The sequence below is a fragment of the Ferrimonas sediminicola genome, from assembly GCF_005116715.1.
Classification (GTDB): Bacteria; Pseudomonadota; Gammaproteobacteria; order Enterobacterales; family Shewanellaceae; genus Ferrimonas; species Ferrimonas sediminicola.
In genome coordinates this window covers 31,031-47,436 of record NZ_SWCI01000007.1, presented here as the reverse complement: position 1 = coordinate 47,436, position 16,406 = coordinate 31,031, and the positions used below count along the sequence as shown (strand labels likewise).

Genomic DNA, 16,406 nt, shown 5'->3' with positions numbered 1-16,406 from the left:
CGCCGTTAACGGCCGGTATCGGCGGAGAGATCGATCTTGTCCGCCTCAATTTGGGGCTCCTCCACCAGCGGCCTCAGCTCGAGCTGTTCCATCAGTCTCATCCGCTTGCGCCAGAACAGCAGTACCCCCAGGCCGAAGAGCAGCAGCAGCGCATTGGCCCCGACCACGATGCTGATAACCCTGAAGCGGGCGGCGTCCTCCTTCTGCTGCATCTGTTGCTGAACCAGGGCAGCCCGCTCTGCCGGGCTCAGGGCGGGAGGGGGGGGCGGCGACACATAGAAGTTGAGTTCAGGCAGGTTCAGGTAGAACTCCTCGCCACCGGCGGTGGTGCCCACGGCGGTGCCCCGGATCAGGTAGCTGCCCATCTCCATCACCATCGACAGCGGGTAACTCTGGCTCGCCTCCAGCGGCGTCACCGTCAGCTCACTGACCATGCCCGACGGGGTACGAACCTGGATCACCAGATGCAGCTCGCCGGGCATCAGATCCTGCTGGTCCACATCCAGCCGCACCCGGTAATCTCCGGGGTTGGTTCCCGGCCGCTGCGGAACGGAGAGGCGGAAGGGTTGGGGGATGATCTCGAGATCCTGATCCACCACGCGGTTGAACACCTCGTTGCCCACCTCCAGTTTCAGGCGATACAGGCCGGAGGGCTGGTCGAAATCCAGGGAGGAGGTGAAATGACCGTCGTCGGGCCGTTCATCGAGGTGGGTGCCATCATCCTCGAAACCACCGATCTTTTTGACCCCAGCGGCGTAGTTCTCATCGCCACGGCGGTTGGCGCTAATCAGGTTCACCTTCCACTTGAGCATCTTATGAAAGTCACGGATGGACAAGGTGTGGCTGTCCCCCTCGATGCTGGCATTCAGTTTGATGCGCTCGCCACGGAACACCCTGTCCGGCAGGGGATCCAGTTTCAGCTGAATGTCACTGATCAGCAGAATCTTGGTGTTTTCACTGACCTGGCCGATCAACTGCCAGGGGCCGGGGGTCGGATTGCTGACCCGAATCATGTCGCCGCCTGGGCCTTCGCTCCAGCTGACGTTGTCGGGGTGTCGATGGGCATACCACTTGCTGCCATCGGGCAACACCACGATGACCGGCGAGGAGTACTCCTTGCGCTGCACCAGCATGGTGATCGCCTCGATGCCGTAATCCACCCGGAAGCGGTTATCCAGCAGCTTCAGCGCCTGGGGTGACAGTGCCCATGCCGACTGGCCTGCCAGCATCAGCAGGAGCACCAGCGGCACCGCCTTCCATCGACTCATCCGTTACCCTCTCAACCAGATCGGCTCACTCACCAGCTCGAGCCGCTTTTCATGCCTACTGATATCATCGGCAGTACAGCCAATCACTTTAAGGGGGGCACGGTCACTTTTCAGGCGAACAATGCCGCCGCCCTCACCGTCGGCGCCTGAGGCCAGCTCCAGCGCCTTCTGGCCACCGGTCATGAACAGGTAGACATCTGCCAAGATCTCGGAGTCGAGCAGTGCCCCGTGCAGGGTGCGGTGGCTGTTGTCGATGCCGTAGAAACGGCACAGGGCATCCAGGTTGAGGTTGCCCTGGATCTCCCCCTTGCTCTTCTTCTCCCGGGCCAGCTGCAGGGTGTCCACCACCGAGCAGTGGTCCTGCAACTTGCCATAGCGGCCGAGCATCTGGAATTCGTAATCGATAAAGCCGATATCGAACTGGGCGTTGTGGGCGATCAGCTCCGCCCCGCGGACAAACTCCATAAACTCGTCGACCACTTCGTGGAACATCGGCTTGTCCGCCAGGAACGCATCGGTAATGCCGTGAACCTGGATCGCCTCCTCATCCACCGGGCGGTCCGGCTTGATGTAGACGTGGTAGGTGCGTCCGGTCAGCTTGCGGTTGACCATCTCAACACAGCCGATCTCGATCAGACGGTGTCCCTCATAGTGGGGCCCTCCGTCCTGGTTCATACCTGTGGTTTCCGTATCGAATACGATTTGGCGTACTGGGGTATTGATCTCTGTCATAATCCTGATTTGCAACAAGTTGCGGTATACTGGTCCGCTTAAGCTGCGGCTATGGTATCAATTTAAATGACTCAACTAAAATCTGTCACCCTCTACACCGACGGCTCCTGCCTGGGCAATCCCGGCCCCGGAGGCTATGGGGTGCTGCTTCGCTACCGCCAACATACCCGGGAGATGAGCGCGGGTTATCGGCTGACCACCAACAACCGCATGGAGATGCTGGCCGCCATCGTGGGCCTGGAGAGCCTCAAGGAGCCCTGCCAGGTATCGCTGCACACCGACAGCCAATATCTGAGACAGGGGATCACCCAGTGGATCCACGGCTGGAAGCGCAAGGGGTGGAAGACTGCCAGCAAACAGCCGGTAAAGAACGTCGACCTGTGGAAGCGGCTGGACGACGCGACCCAGAAACACAGCATCGAGTGGCACTGGGTCAAAGGACACTCGGGCCAACCCGAAAACGAGCGGGTGGACGACCTGGCCCGGGAGGCGGCCAGCGGCAAGGATCTGAAGGAGGACAGCGGCTACCAGCCCCAGTAGACTCCCCGAACCGACGCCGACCCCTAGCGCTGACGGCGGTTGACGACGGTTCGGCCTACGGCCGCCGGCGAGGTGACCAGTCGCTTGCGCGGACGCCACCTGGGGCGAACCGGGGTCATGGGCACCGCCATCTTGCGGGCAACCAGCATATAGACCGAGGCCAGCGACGGCGTCTGCTGCGCCATCCACTGCTGGGGCCACAGGAAACGGTCCGGCGACCACAACAGCGAGCTGAAAGCCAGCGGCTCCTGGGCCACCACCTGATAGCCCAGCACCCCCAGCCAGTCGCGGACCCGGCTGGGGGTGAACATCCTGCCTTTCCAGGGGTAGCGCTTACGACACCCCGGGGACAACATCCCCAGACCGGCGGGACTCACTGGGTTGAAGCCGATGATCACCAGGTGCCCCCCCTCCAGCAGGACCCGATCCGCTTCCCGGATCACACCATGCGGATCCTGGTGAAAATCGAGTACCATGGGCATGATGCAGGCATCGACGCTACGACAACGCAGGGGCAGATCGTCCATCTCGCCCCAGGCATCCCCACCGGTGTCATGGATCGCCACCTGGTGGCGGATGGAGCAGAGGCGTGAGTTTAGATCGACGGCCAGGGGGCCGAGTTTGACCAGGTGATACCCGAACAATCTTGGCCACCAGTTGTCCAATCCCGCGGCCACCTGCTGCTGCAGCCACTCCCCCCAGGGAAGTTGGCGCCAGTTTTCAGGCGGTGTTATGGAATCGAAACTGTAGGCTGGACGCATCTATCACCATCTGGCTGGTAACGGGTTACGCAGTAAAGATACCTGACAATTGGCGTTCAACGCCAGTACCTTAGTCGCGATGACGCCATTGCCGTCAGCAGAAGTTTTGCTTTCCCGCCACCCCATTCCCTCATACACTGGGGGCTCACTCCCGCTGGAGATCCCATCATGCTGAGCATTAGTCCCATCCCCGCCTTTGACGACAACTACATCTGGTGCCTGAGCGCGACAGATCACGCCTGGGTGGTGGATCCCGGCGACGGTGACGCGGCGGCCGCCTACCTGCTGGAACAGGGACTGGAGCTGGGAGGGGTGTTGATCACTCACCACCACAGTGATCATGTCGCTGGCGTCGCCACTCTGAAACGCCATTGGCCCGATGCCGAAGTGGTGGTACCGGTGAACTCCCCCTTTCAAGGGGGAACCCAGACTGTCAGCGAGGGCAGCCGCATCCTACTGGAGGGGCTCCACCAGATCGCCACGGTCACCCTGTGTCCCGGACACACCCTGGATCACTGCGCCTACCAGGTCGGACACCATCTGTTCTGCGGCGACACCCTGTTCAGTGGCGGCTGCGGCCGGCTGTTCGAGGGCAGTGCCGAACAGATGCACGACTCATTGCACAAGCTGCGCATGCTGGGGGCCTCCACCCTGCTCTACCCCGCCCACGAGTACACCCTGGCCAACCTGGCCTTTGCCCAGGCGGTCGAACCGGATAATGAGCAGCTCCAGGCCTATCAGCTTCGTTGCAGCAAACTGAGGCAGGATGGCATCCCCACCCTGCCAACCAGCATGGCCAACGAACTGGCCATCAACCCCTTCCTGCGCAGCCACCTGCCCCAGGTACAGGCGGCGGCGGAACGTCACAGCGGCCACCCCTGTCAGGACAGCCTCGCCTGCTTTACCCAGCTGCGCGCCTGGAAGGACCGCTTCTAGCAGGGTGGCACGGCGGCGAGCCGGACCGGGCCACGCCGCCGCTTGTGAGTCTGTTCACATTAAAAAACTGCCAAAGAGTCTTCACCCCTTGGCAGTTCTTCAATGGCGACAGCTTATAGAAGGGCGAATTTGTACACCACATTCAGATTAATGGTATCAATCTCGAACTCTACGCCCGGAATATCAAAATCGTCCTCGATGACCCGCTGCCATTCAAGCTGCAGTGAGACGCCTCGACTGTTGGTAATATCGATACCGGCGCCATAAGTAAAGTCCGCTTCACTGTCAGAGAAGCCCTCTATCGAGCCCTTGGTGGTACCGTAACCGGCGATGACATAGGGCTTGAAATACTTGTGAACCGGGTAGCTCAGTTTGCCAAGCACACTGAAATGGTGCTCCACCTCGATATCGACGCCCTCAATAGTGTCGTCCTCGACATTGCCGTAGGCGCGGAACTCTGCCGCCAGCATATCGTTGAACTGATAACCGGCAGTGATCCCCAGCAGGGTATTGTCGATGCCCAGGGAGCCGGACGGCTCACCGCGGGACTCGAGCGTGGCGTCGATAAAGGCGACGGAGAGTCCCAGGTACATGGTCTCCGACTCGGTTCGAGTATTGGCCAGGACCGACGTTTGATATAAAGCCAGCATGAGTGGCAGTAGCAGTAACGATTTGCATTTCATCATTGACTTCCTTGTTATTACTTCCGAAGGAAACTTAGACCAAAAACTCAAATGTCGCCAACTTTGCCGATTAAATTTCAACCAACCATGCTCAATCTATAAAAAAAACACCATTCCCGGCCTCTCGGCCTGAAAGAAAAATAAAAAATGGTTGCTGGTATCTAATCGTTTCCACTGAACTTTTCGGCTCCTTGTTTATCTTCAATTTCGCTGGGGCCGGGGCGCATTTTCCCCTCATCACCCAGATCAATTCCCGGTGCCGGACAGAGTGCTCAGAAGGGGCGCCTGAGAGGCAGGCCCGGTCGGCAACCGGCACGACGTAATGCGCCAGCCCGGCCTAATCATGTGTTATCCCACTGATTTTTAAGGATTTAGCTGAAACAATCCAAATGGACAATGTCAGTCAAAGAGGGTACAATCCCGAACCACTATTGCCTGGCGAATGCCAACGCGTTTGCCGCAATCCAGGCTGATAATGGTAAATAATTGATGAAAAAGAGCCTTTCTGCTTTGTCCTTGGCAATCCTGCTGGCGGGGTGTCAATCCCTCGGCCAGGGTGAGCCGGAGCAGGACAACCCGGTAACCAACGCCGAAGCGCCCCTGGCGGACCACTCCAACGTTCAGGGTGACGACAACGACGAGCAGGAAGCTCAGGAAGCGGTGCCCGCACCGATCACGGATGTCTGGGACCGCATCGCCCGCCAGATGACTCTGGAGGTGCCCGACAACAAGCGGGTCAACAAGTTTCGCAAGTGGTACAAAGCCAACCCTCGCCATATCGAGATCATCTCCGAACGCGCCGAACCCTACCTCTACCTGATCGTCGAAGAGGTAGAGCGGCGAGGCCTGCCCATTGAACTGGCCCTGCTGCCGGTGGTGGAGAGCTCCTTCGACGCTTTCGCCTACAGCCACGGGGCTGCCGCCGGACTATGGCAGTTCACCAGCCCAATGGGCAAGCACTTCGGCCTGAAGCAGAACTGGTGGTACGACGGCCGCCGCGATGTCGCCGCCTCGACCCGTGCCGCCATGGATATGATGGAGTACCTGTACAACAAGCTGGACAGGAACTGGTTGTATGCCTTGGCCGCCTACAACACCGGCGAGGGCCGAGTGTTCCGGGCAATTAAGCGCAACAAGGCCAAGGGCAAGCCCACCGACTTCTGGTCCCTGGACCTGCCCAGCGAAACCGAACGCTACGTGCCTCAGCTGCTTGCGGTCGCAGACGTGGTGCGTAATGCCGAAGCCTACGGCCTCGACCTGAAACCGGTGGACAACGCACCGCAACTTCAGGAGATCGACGCCGGCAGCCAGATCGATCTGGCCCTGGCGGCCGACATGGCCGACATGTCGGTGGCGGACCTGCACAAGCTGAATCCGGGCTATAACCGCTGGGCCACTGCGCCGGAAGGACCCCATACCCTGCTGCTGCCGATCGACAAAGCCGACGGATTCATCACCGCCCTGGCCGATACCGCCTCCACCGAACGGGTCAACTGGCTGCGCTACAAGATTAAACCCGGCGACTCCCTGGGGGTGATCGCCAAGAAGTACCATACCCGCATCGGCATCATCCAGTCAGTCAACGGCATAGAAGGCAACATGATTCGGGCCGGACAGCACCTGCTGATTCCGGTCGCCGCCAAGGATCCCGAGCTCTATCCCTTCAGCGCCGATCAGCGCCTGGCCCGAAAGCAGTCTAAGAAGCGGGCCAACTACAAGATAGAGCACACCGTCAAACCCGGGGACTCCCTGTGGACCATCGCCCGGGCCAACAAGGTGAAGGTGTCCCAGTTGGCCTCCTGGAACTCCCTGGCGCCCAAGGACACCATCCGTCCCGGCCAGAAGCTGGTGATCTGGGTGAACCGGATCAGCCAGAAGGAGGATAAGACCTCGGTGATGCGCCAGATCAGCTACAAGGTTCGCAGCGGCGACTCCCTGGCTCGCATCGCCAAGAAGTTTCATGTGACCGTCAGCGATCTGGTCCGCTGGAACCAGCTGGATAGCAAGAAGTATCTTCAGCCCGGGCAGAAGATGACCCTCTATGTGGATGTCACCAAGATAAGCAGTTGACCCCCCTCCAAGGGCCGCCTCGACGCGGCCCTTTTTGATCCCCTAGCGGAACAGCACCGATTCCCGGCGAAACCACTGGACGCAGCACCACAGCAGCAGGGTGGCGAGAATGAGGTTGGAGGCAAACACCGCGGCCAGCTCATGGTAGGCAAAGGTGCCCTTGAGCAGCTCCTTGATGGCCAGGGCAATGTTGAAGATGGGCAGCCAGGCGTTGACCTGGGTGAGTTGCGCCCCGGGCAGGGTGGCCACCATCGCTGGAACCAGTACCGCCACCTGCAGGCCTCCCATGTAGTTTTGCCCCTCCTTGAAGCTGGTGGCAAAGATCGACACCGCCAGCAAGATGGCCGAGAACACACCGGAGATGGGCAGCAACAGGGCCAGCAGCAACATCAGGTCGACGGGATTGACCATCTGCGCCAGAGCCACAAACAGGCTCAGGTCCAGCAGCGAGCCCACCACCGTCAACCAGACCAGGGCACTGACGATGGTAAGCAGGGTCAGGGTCATGGAGGTGGTGACGATCACCAGGAACTTGCCCAGTACCAGGGTGGTTCTGGGCAGGGGTACCATCAACAAGGTCTCCAGGGTGCCCCGCTCCTTCTCACCGGCCCCAATGTCCAGAGCCGGCAGCATCGCCCCCATCATGCACAGGAACAGCAGGATGTAGGGCAGGACGCTGCCCACCCTCTCGCCGATATCCTGACGCGCCTCGGCGGTCCCCACATGCTCCAGGGCCAACGGGGTCGTCAGTCGACCCTGCACCTTTTCTGGGACCCCATGGTAGGCCATAAACCGGCCTAACCACCGATCGTCAAGGGCCTTCAGCCGCGGTTCGATCCGGCGTAGCTGGCCGAAATTCTGCGTCTGGTCGTAGAGGAGTTGCCAGCGATTGTGGCTGGAGGTCACCGGGTCAAACCCGGGCAGCAGCAGGATAGCCAGCTGCAGACGCCCCTCATTGATCTGGCTGGAGAGCGGCAGCCGCTCATCGTGCTGGCTGAGTACCAGGTTGGGCTCGTCACTCAGAGCCTCGATCACCTGCTCCCGCCAGGGGGACGCCCCCACCACGGCGTAGTGGATCACCTCCTCCTGTTTGCTGATCAGCATCTGGTAGCCCAGAAGCCCGACCCCAAGAATCAGCGCCGGCAGCAGCACGGTCGGAAACAGCACCACGAAAGTCATGGTCTTGCGGTCCCTCAGTACCTCCTTGAGCTCCTTGAGCCACACCTTGCCGACCATCAAGCCGCCCCCCTGGTTCGCCCCACAGAGCGGCTTATCCTCTGCTGACAGGCGACGAAGGCTTGCCGAAGTGCACCGGGATCCCGGCTGCCGGCAAACTCGGTGAGCGAGCCCTCAAAAACACACCGCCCCAGCATCACCACGGCGATACGATCACACAACAGGCTCACCTCCTCCAGCTTGTGTGTGGAGAAAATAACTGGCCGATTCCGTTGTTTTTGACTAAGAATAAAGTCAAGCACCGCTTGGGCGGACATGATATCCAGTCCGGTCGTAGGTTCATCGAGAACTATGACTTCGGGTTGGTGAATGACCGCCCGGGCGATGCCCGCCCTCTGCTTCATCCCCAGCGACAACTCCACCACCTTCCTCTGCAAAAAGGACGCCAGCTCCAGCTGGTCCGACAGGGTATGGATGCGATTGGCGATCTGCGCCCGGGACAGGCCATAGAGCTGGCCAAAGTAGATGAGGTTCTCCTCGACGCTGAAACGCTCATAGAGGGAGGTGGAGGCAGACAGGAAACCGATTTGACGCCTCATCCGTTCGGGATGCTGGTGCCAATGGCGGCCATTGATCTCTATGCTGCCTCTGTCCGGGCTCAGCACCCCGGAGAGCATTCTCAGCACCGTCGTCTTACCGGCACCGTTTGGCCCCAGCAACCCAAGCACCTCACCGGGCCTGACCCGGAAGCTCACCGACTGCACCGAATTGAAGAACCCCTCCTGCAACCTGGGGTCCAACCGCTTGCACTGGGTCAGCTGGCCCGATTTCGGCACGGCAAACCCCTTGGCCAGATCCTTAACGATAATCACACACAGCCCCCGAAATCCGCCCAGTCACATAACTATAGTTGAAGCAAATTAGGCAGCTGCGAAGAGATACCTGGACCGGGGAGAAAAACGCCCCAGCGGAAACCGGGGCGCGTGACGGGTTACTCGAGGGTGAGCGCCACCGGGGCGCTGCTCGGCCGGTCGAAGGTGTTCAGCTGCGCCTGCAAGCTATAGCCGCCCGGAGCCAGCGACGTCAGGACCTCGGTCCCGATGGTGAAGGTAAGGGTACGCGCCTCGCCCGAGGCCAGGGGCCAGGGACGCAGTGCCTGGGTGAACATCCTCTCCTGACTGAACCTCCAGACCGGTTGCCCACTCTTGGCCAACAGCAGATCGGCCGTCATGCCCGAAAGCAGGGTCAGGTCCATGTCAACCCCGGTGAGGTTTTCCACCTTGACCGTCACATCCAGGGGCGTCTGCCTCGGCCAGTTGGCGGCCGGCAGCACCACCGTCAGACTCGGCTGTATCATCCGGACTCCCGGCTCCAGTTTCTTGATGACGGTGCCGGAGCGCAGGCGCTCCGGCGAAAGCGCTTCTGGCGCGCTCGCCGCCGGCGCTGACTCCCCGGTTTGAAGCTGATCGGCGCAGCCGCCCAACAAGATGGCCCCACACAGTGCCACTGCTTGTCTCATACTCAGCCTCCAAGCCCTTTGAACAGTTTGTCCTTCAACTTCTCTTCCAACTTCTCCTTCAACTTGTCACCCTCCTGATCGACCTTGTTTTTCAGCAGTTCATCCATGTCGACATGGAAAGAGGGATCAGTGAAGCTGCCACCGATGCGCAAAGGGATGGTCAAGCCTTTCAGCTTCTCCAGGGACTGGCCCCCCTGCCCCTCGAGGGAACCCACGATGGAGACCTCCATGCCGTAGTCCATCTCCTGGCTGACCAGGTTGGCCTGCCCCTGTCCCTGCACCCTCAGCAGAGGTGAGGCCAGGTTCAGATCCGGGGTGGTCACCACCCCCTTGTCAATGGCAAACCCCGCCGCGAAGCTGGAGAAATCGGTCTTCTGTACCTCGGTAGCCTGCTCCAGGCTCTCCCCCGAGATCTTGGCTTCCACTTCCCGAATTTTCTGGGCGATGTTGATGCCATACAACGCCCCGTCATTCAGAACCAGGCGACCGTCGGCCACCAGGTTGTTCATCAGCGCATCCGGCGCCAGGCTGGCGCCTTTGCCCTTGAGAGTCAGCTCACCCCGCCCCGCCAGGACGGTCTGATCCACGGCGGCTTCCAGCAGCGGTTGAATGGACAGGCCCTGCAGGTTGGCATCGAAATCATAGGCCACGGGTTCCAGGCGGCTGTCCAGGGTCGCCTTGGCCACCAGGGTGCCCTCGAAGGCGGTGGCCTTCATCTGCTTCAGGGTAAACACCCCGTCCACCAGGCTCAGAGCCAGACTCGGTTTGCTCACCAGCCACTGCTTCGCCTTGATGGAATCCAGGGCCATGCGGGCGTGGAGGTCAAACTGACGCAGAATGGACAAGTCCGGTTCCCCCGCCTGGGGGGATGGGGAGGTGCCCTCCCCGCGGCCCTTGCCCTCTTTGGCCGATTCCGGCATCCAGGGGTCGAGCACCAGATCGTTGCCCGACAACTCCAGGTTCAGCTCAGGGCGCTGGCTGATCAGGTTGACGCTACCTGCCCCCAGGAGTCGGAACTCACCCTGAACCAGATCCAGGTTGGTCAGGGCAAACTGCTGACTGACCAGGTTGACGTTGGCATCAAAACCGATGCTGGCCTCCAGCTTGCCTCCGTCCGGCAGTTGATCACCCGACAGGACAATCTGCTGATTCCATTTGTCCAGCTGAATTCGTGAGAAGTCCTTGGCGACGGTCAACAGGGCGGACGCCGAGGTGGTCAGGGTCATCTGGGGATCCACCGCCTTGACCACCATTTCGAAGGGCGCCGCCCTGCCCGGCTCAAACTCCTGCAGGGTGAGAGAGGCTACCGCCAGGGTCCGACTGACGCCGGCCTGGCGGTTATCACTGCTGACGTTCAGCTGCTTCAGCGACAGGCTGCCCAGTTTCCATCCTGCGGGGGTTATCTGCCCCTTGGTGTCGCTCTCAGGCTTTGACGCGGGCGCGGCCTGGCCGCTGTCCCCCCCCAGGCCATCCAGGCTGGTACGGCCATCTTTGAGGGTCACCAGGTTGAGATCCACCCCGGTGAGGGTCACCTCCTCGATCTCCACCTCCCGGGTCAGCAGGGGCAGAAGGTTCACCCCCACCACCGCCTGCTCAACAGAGAGCAGCGGGGGCAAAGGCTCACCGGGCAGATTGCCCAGGGTCAGGCCGCCAATCTCCAGGCCCACCTTGGGAAACAGGCTCCAGCCGATATCACCGTCTATGGTCAGGGTGCGGCCGGTGGCCTCCTCCACCTTGGCACTGAGCTGCGGCTTAAATGCGTTGGGGTCTAAAAACACGCCGATGTACACCGCCAGCATCAACACCAGGGTCACGAGGACGATAAGGAACCATTTAATCGCTTTCATTGAGAATCCATTGAATCCGTTTCAAAATGAGACCACCGAATGGCGGAGAGAGTTCTATAAGTTTAACTCAAACAACTCAAATGGTTAGGCTAAAGGTAGTGGCAGTGCTCGATCCGCGACCACCACACCGTTGTCATCGGCATACAGGTATTGGCCCGGTTTGATCACCCGCCCCTGGATCTCCACCTCGACCCCCTCTTCGCCCAGGCCCCGTTTGTCGGTCTTGACCGGCATCGCCCCCAGAGCCTGAATTCCCAACGGCAGGGTGGCCAGGGTTGCCGCATCCCGGACATAGCCATAGACCACGATGCCCGACCAGCCGTTATCCATCGCCAGCTTGGCCAGGTTATCTCCCAGCAGCGCCCGGCGATCGCCACCTCCGCCATCCACCAGCAGCACCCTGCCCTCTCCAGGCTGGGAAACCCAGCGACGCACCAGGGAGTTGTCTTCGGGACAGCGGAGGGTCATCACGGGGCCATAGAACACGGATTGACCGCCAAACTGTCGAAAGATAGGTGGGAAAACGGTCAATTCATCCAGGTACTCATCACAGAGCTCCGGCAACAGATCCAACATAGTCTCACTCCTTTGAGATTGGTAGTGATCCCATCCTGACCAATCCACGTAGGGAACACAAGCGGCCGTCGGCAATACCTCATCCACCGCTTGCGGGGGGACGGTGACGTTCTAAACTAGGATCAGGCGCCAAGCAGGATGGCCTGCACACTCAATGCGACTTTAAGGGGACGAAGCATGAACGTCTTTTCTGAAAAGTACCTGCCGCTGAGCAAGTGGACCGCCACTACCTCCATCAATAACGACACCCACTTCCTGGTGACCTACACCTACACCGATGCCCATGGCCATGTGACCCGGGTTGGCCTGCAAGGGGTCAACAACCGCATGCCCGTCGAGATGAGCACCGACGATCTGCGGGACTCGGACAAGTGGCATATGGGTTGGGTGTGATAGCCCGCCCAGCCCCGACTGCTGTAACTTTTGCCAGTAAAATCCCAAAAATCAACCAATACGGCTAAAAGCAGCGCAACCAAACCCAATTCCGGCCAGAGCGGCTTGACCCGCTGCGCCCCTGTCCGTAAAGTACGCCCCGTCCTGTCGGCCAGACCCACAGCGACGAAGAGCGATTTGTGCTTCTAAAACTGCAAAACGACGATTTGGTGAGGTGTCCGAGTGGCTGCAGCAGCGCAGCTTAATCACGCCCCAGGCGGGGTTCTCAGCCACCCATCACGAGCTTGATTCTGTGCTCGTTAAACCCAGGATTTGAAAATTTGGTGAGGTGTCCGAGTGGCTGAAGGAGCACGCCTGGAAAGTGTGTATACGGCAACGTATCGAGAGTTCGAATCTCTCCCTCACCGCCATTTTATCTGGTTAGGTGTCCGAGTGGCTGCAGCAGCGCAGCTTAACCACGCCCCAGGCGAGGTTCTCAGCCATATGGCAGCGAGTTAGATTTGACCTCGTAAAACAACAAATCCAAAACATGGTTAGGTGTCCGAGTGGCTGCAGCAGCGCAGCTTAACCACGTCCCAGGCGGGGTTCTCAGCCATCTGGCAGCGAGTTAGATTTGACCTCGTAAAACAACAAATCCAAAACATGGTTAGGTGTCCGAGTGGCTGAAGGAGCACGCCTGGAAAGTGTGTATACGGCAACGTATCGAGAGTTCGAATCTCTCCCTAACCGCCATATAAACAGAGAGCCCCTGCACGAAGTGCGGGGGCTTTTTGTTTATGCGCGTTACGGCAGGACTTGGTGCAAACTCTCCGGTTCGCAACGAAGCGAAGAATGAGCGAAGTAACGCCGAAGGCGATCCTCTCTTCCCCATTCGGCCGCACACGTTCCCTTCTGCCCGCTAATTCCGCCAACTTCTCGATTCAACGGCGCTGCGCTAGGTACTCGGATATTACCCAACCCTCCTGCTCGGGTAAATCGGCGCCAACTCTCATTTCTCCACTCCCGGCACCAGTATAATGAGGCAAACCCACCACTTTCGTAACCTTATGAACACCGTGTATCAGCGAGTAATCGACGCACTGGGCACCCGGGACGCGCCCCGGGTCCGAGGCATCCACATCATCGGCGAGCACCTGGACTCCAACCCCAATGCCAAGTTCGGCGCCGTCGAACTGGAGGATGGCACCGTCGGCCTGACCTACACCAAGCTGGGAGACGCCCTGTCGATACTTCAGGATGACACCCTCTATCGCAGTTACCTAGGCCAACCGGTCACCCATCTGGCCAGGCTCTACCTGGCGTCCACCCAGTGGCAGCGGGTACTGGGAGCCGGCGCCCTCAATGCCATCAGCCAGATGCTGCTCAGACAGAGGGGATTCGACTACAGCCGGGCCGAGGACACCCTGGATCTGCTCAGGCTCAGCGACGCCGACCGGGTCGGCATGGTCGGGTTCTTTCCGCCGCTGCTTGACTCCCTCAAGGCGCGGCAGATCCCGGTCACCGTCATCGAACTGAAAGCGGAGCTGGCGCGGGAGGAGGAGCACCTGCGGGTCACCACCGACCCGACCGCACTCAGGGGATGCAACAAGGTGCTGATCACCGGTACCACGGTGATCAATCACACCCTCGCTCCCCTGCTGCCCCTGGTTACCGAGGCCAACGAGGTGGCCCTGGTTGGCCCCTCGGTGGGGCTGCTGCCGGAGGTGCTGTTCGAGCTGGGCGTCACCTCGGTGGGAGGCCGAGTGATCCTGGACGGCCCGGCCTTCCTGGAGCGCTGGAAAAACGGTAAGAAATGGAAAGACTCGGCCCTGCGCTACTCCCTGCACCGCAACCACTACCCCGGCTGACTCCCAGGGTCGGCGACAGCGGCCCCTTGTCCGTTCGGGCCTCAGGGAGCGCCAGCGGCCAGCCCCAGTCCGGCCGAGACCGCCTGGCCGGCCTCCCTCAACCGCCTGTCCACACCGGGATAAAGCCCTTCACCGTATGCCAGCGAGCCCCATAGGGCGTTCGCCAGAGCAGTTCGGGCCAGCTCCTCGGAAACCGGTGCCGGACTCAGGCGGTCGGTTTGTGGATCATAGCGAAACCCCTGAGCCGCCTGCTCGGGCTGGTAGATCACCACCTGATTGTCGTCGTTCATCCAGGCGAAGTTCTTGTAAAACTGCATCATCGCCCTGAGCTTCTCCCTGGGCACCTCTCGGGTCAGGTCATGTCCGATCATCGGGTGTTGATCACTGATGCCGATAAGCGACATCAGGGTCGGCGCCAGATCCATCTGGCTGGCCAGGCGATCATCCTGCCTGGGGGCAATCCCCTCCCCCACAATCACCGCCGGGATACGGAAGTGGTTGATGGGCACCAGTTTGTCACCATAGGTGCGCGAGTCGTGGTCCGCCACCACCAGGAACAGGGTGTCCTTCCAGTAGTCAGACGCCCTGGCCTTAGCCATAAACTGACCCAGGGCCCAGTCGGAGTACTTGGCGGCATTTTCCCGGGTCTGATCCGGCTGGTTATAGGGCTCGATGCGCCCCTTTGGGTAGTCGAAGGGGCTGTGGTTGGAGGAGGTAAACACCAAGCTGAAGAAGGGCTGCCCCTGCCGGTGCAGCTGGCTAAACTGGCGGTGGGCCTTGACGTAGAGATCCTCGTCGGAAGCCCCCCAGGCGCCTTCGAAGGCCAGCGACCCGAAGGTGGGGCGGTCCTGCATATCCACAAAACCGTTGCCCAGGAAGAAGCTCTTCATATTGTCGAAGTGGCTCTCCCCGCCATAGATGAACTGGGTATGATAGCCGTGACTGCGAAGCAGATCGGCGATGGAGAAGAAGTTGCGCTGACTGTCGCTCAGCTTCACCACCGCGCGGGTCGGCGTCGGCGAGAACCCGGTGGTCACCGCCTCGATGCCGCGCACCGATCGGGTCCCGGTAGCGTAGAGCCGATTGAAGCTCCATCCCTGAGCAATCAGGGTGTCCAGGTTCGGCGTCAGCGGCAGCCCCCCCAACGCCCCCACGTAACGGGCGCCCAGACTCTCCTGCAGCAGGATCACCAGGTTCTTGGGTTTGCCGGCATAGCTGGCGGGATGCTCTGCCAGGGTGGGAAACGCCTTGGAAACGAAGTCAGACGCTCCCAGGTTGGTGGCCTCGCGAACCCGCTGGACAATCTCTTGCCGGGTCATGTTGGGATAGTACTGAAAGGCGCTGTCTTCCGATCCCGACTGCTTGAGGGCAAACGCCACGGCGTAGGCGGAGTTAAGCACCAGATCGTTCATCAGGGGATCGGTGGAGTAGGCCACCAGGGCCGGGTTCAATGGCCGGTGCCCCAGGGAGGAGCGGGCGCCGCCGACCCCTATCACCACCACCAGCAGGGCCAACAGCGGCCGCCAGTACCACTTGGGCACGGCCAGTTGGCGAGTCCAGCGGCCGCTGGCGTGCCAGGCCAGCCACAGGGTCAGGTTGCTGACCAGCAGGCCGATGAACAGCTCCGTTTTGTAGCCGCTCCACAGCATGGCAAACACCTCATGAGGATACCCGAGGTACTCATAGAAGAGGCGGTTGGGACGAAGATCGTACTCCAGTATGAAGCTTGGCGTGGCCAGCTCCATAAACACCACAAACCACAGCGCCACCACCAGGAACAGGCGCAGCAGCTTCAGGACGTTGCGGCCCAGCGGCCCCTCGCCCGCCATCAGCACGGTGAGAAGGGCTGGTAGCATCAACAGGTAACACAGGGTGGAGAGATCCACCCGTAAGCCACCGACAAACAGGGTGCCCCAGCCATCGGCCGCAGAGACCCGGTCCCACTGCCACAGGGCCAGGCCGGCCCGCGACAGGGTCATCACCAGAAGCGCCACCCCCAACGCGGATACAATGGGATACAGCAGCCCCATCCGCCGGCGCAGATTGTCCAACATAGTG

Annotated in this window: 15 protein-coding genes and 2 tRNA genes; 7 read left to right on the top strand and 10 right to left on the bottom strand. The window is 60.6% G+C overall.

Annotation, left to right across the window (positions count from 1 at the left end):
* Window positions 1-5 precede the first annotated feature (5 nt).
* Window positions 6-1,268, bottom strand: a complete 1,263-nt coding sequence (locus FCL40_RS11875) for a TIGR03503 family protein (protein ID WP_136853515.1) — start codon at window positions 1,266-1,268, stop codon at window positions 6-8.
* Between the two features lie 3 nt (window positions 1,269-1,271).
* Window positions 1,272-2,000, bottom strand: coding sequence for a DNA polymerase III subunit epsilon (gene dnaQ, locus FCL40_RS11870; RefSeq protein WP_136853514.1), 729 nt, complete (start codon window positions 1,998-2,000; stop codon window positions 1,272-1,274).
* Between the two features lie 66 nt (window positions 2,001-2,066).
* On the opposite strand from dnaQ, the gene rnhA reads away from it, so the two are divergent.
* The gene (rnhA, locus tag FCL40_RS11865; RefSeq protein ID WP_136853513.1) at window positions 2,067-2,540 is read left to right on the top strand and encodes a ribonuclease HI; all 474 of its coding nucleotides are present in this window, start codon (window positions 2,067-2,069) and stop codon (window positions 2,538-2,540) included.
* Between the two features lie 23 nt (window positions 2,541-2,563).
* On the opposite strand, the gene FCL40_RS11860 is transcribed toward rnhA, so the two are convergent.
* A complete protein-coding gene (locus FCL40_RS11860) occupies window positions 2,564-3,301 on the bottom strand; it encodes a class I SAM-dependent methyltransferase (RefSeq protein WP_136853512.1) in 738 nt (245 codons plus the stop codon).
* A gap of 168 nt (window positions 3,302-3,469) precedes the next feature.
* Here FCL40_RS11860 and gloB point away from each other — a divergent pair, with 168 nt between their 5' ends.
* Window positions 3,470-4,237: a hydroxyacylglutathione hydrolase gene (gene gloB / locus FCL40_RS11855; RefSeq protein WP_229360323.1), complete on the top strand. Its 768-nt coding sequence runs from the start codon at window positions 3,470-3,472 to the stop codon at window positions 4,235-4,237.
* 113 nt (window positions 4,238-4,350) lie between these two features.
* On the opposite strand, the gene FCL40_RS11850 is transcribed toward gloB, so the two are convergent.
* Window positions 4,351-4,887: a porin family protein gene (locus FCL40_RS11850; RefSeq protein WP_169307101.1), complete on the bottom strand. Its 537-nt coding sequence runs from the start codon at window positions 4,885-4,887 to the stop codon at window positions 4,351-4,353.
* Between the two features lie 522 nt (window positions 4,888-5,409).
* Here FCL40_RS11850 and FCL40_RS11845 point away from each other — a divergent pair.
* Entirely contained in the window at window positions 5,410-6,990 is a 1,581-nt protein-coding gene (locus tag FCL40_RS11845) for a LysM peptidoglycan-binding domain-containing protein (RefSeq protein ID WP_136853510.1), read from the top strand.
* A gap of 42 nt (window positions 6,991-7,032) precedes the next feature.
* Here FCL40_RS11845 and FCL40_RS11840 read toward each other — a convergent pair whose 3' ends face one another.
* From FCL40_RS11840 to FCL40_RS11820, 5 genes are all read right to left on the bottom strand, one after another.
* Window positions 7,033-8,226, bottom strand: coding sequence for an ABC transporter permease subunit (locus FCL40_RS11840; protein ID WP_136853509.1), 1,194 nt, complete (start codon window positions 8,224-8,226; stop codon window positions 7,033-7,035).
* Complete coding sequence (locus FCL40_RS11835; protein WP_136853508.1) at window positions 8,226-9,038, bottom strand: ABC transporter ATP-binding protein; 813 nt, start codon at window positions 9,036-9,038, stop codon at window positions 8,226-8,228. The genes FCL40_RS11840 and FCL40_RS11835 overlap by 1 nt, the downstream gene beginning before the upstream one ends.
* A gap of 119 nt (window positions 9,039-9,157) precedes the next feature.
* On the bottom strand, window positions 9,158-9,523 hold the full coding sequence (locus FCL40_RS11830; RefSeq protein WP_169307099.1) for a BsuPI-related putative proteinase inhibitor: 366 nt from the start codon (window positions 9,521-9,523) through the stop codon (window positions 9,158-9,160).
* 164 nt (window positions 9,524-9,687) lie between these two features.
* Window positions 9,688-11,532: an AsmA family protein gene (locus FCL40_RS11825; protein ID WP_136853506.1), complete on the bottom strand. Its 1,845-nt coding sequence runs from the start codon at window positions 11,530-11,532 to the stop codon at window positions 9,688-9,690.
* 84 nt (window positions 11,533-11,616) lie between these two features.
* Window positions 11,617-12,108: a putative 4-hydroxy-4-methyl-2-oxoglutarate aldolase gene (locus FCL40_RS11820; RefSeq protein WP_136853505.1), complete on the bottom strand. Its 492-nt coding sequence runs from the start codon at window positions 12,106-12,108 to the stop codon at window positions 11,617-11,619.
* Window positions 12,109-12,285: 177 nt separating this feature from the next.
* Between FCL40_RS11820 and FCL40_RS11815 the strand changes: the two genes are divergently transcribed.
* From FCL40_RS11815 to FCL40_RS11800, 4 genes are all read left to right on the top strand, one after another.
* The gene (locus tag FCL40_RS11815) at window positions 12,286-12,501 is read left to right on the top strand and encodes a TIGR02450 family Trp-rich protein (protein WP_169307098.1); all 216 of its coding nucleotides are present in this window, start codon (window positions 12,286-12,288) and stop codon (window positions 12,499-12,501) included.
* 322 nt (window positions 12,502-12,823) lie between these two features.
* Window positions 12,824-12,911 (top strand) — tRNA-Ser (locus FCL40_RS11810).
* Window positions 12,912-13,145: 234 nt separating this feature from the next.
* Window positions 13,146-13,233 (top strand) — tRNA-Ser (locus FCL40_RS11805).
* Window positions 13,234-13,556: 323 nt separating this feature from the next.
* Window positions 13,557-14,348, top strand: coding sequence for a Rossmann-like domain-containing protein (locus FCL40_RS11800; RefSeq protein ID WP_169307097.1), 792 nt, complete (start codon window positions 13,557-13,559; stop codon window positions 14,346-14,348).
* A 41-nt stretch (window positions 14,349-14,389) separates the two neighbouring features.
* On the opposite strand, the gene FCL40_RS11795 is transcribed toward FCL40_RS11800, so the two are convergent.
* Window positions 14,390-16,402: an LTA synthase family protein gene (locus FCL40_RS11795; protein WP_136853502.1), complete on the bottom strand. Its 2,013-nt coding sequence runs from the start codon at window positions 16,400-16,402 to the stop codon at window positions 14,390-14,392.
* Between the last annotated feature and the right edge of the window lie 4 nt (window positions 16,403-16,406).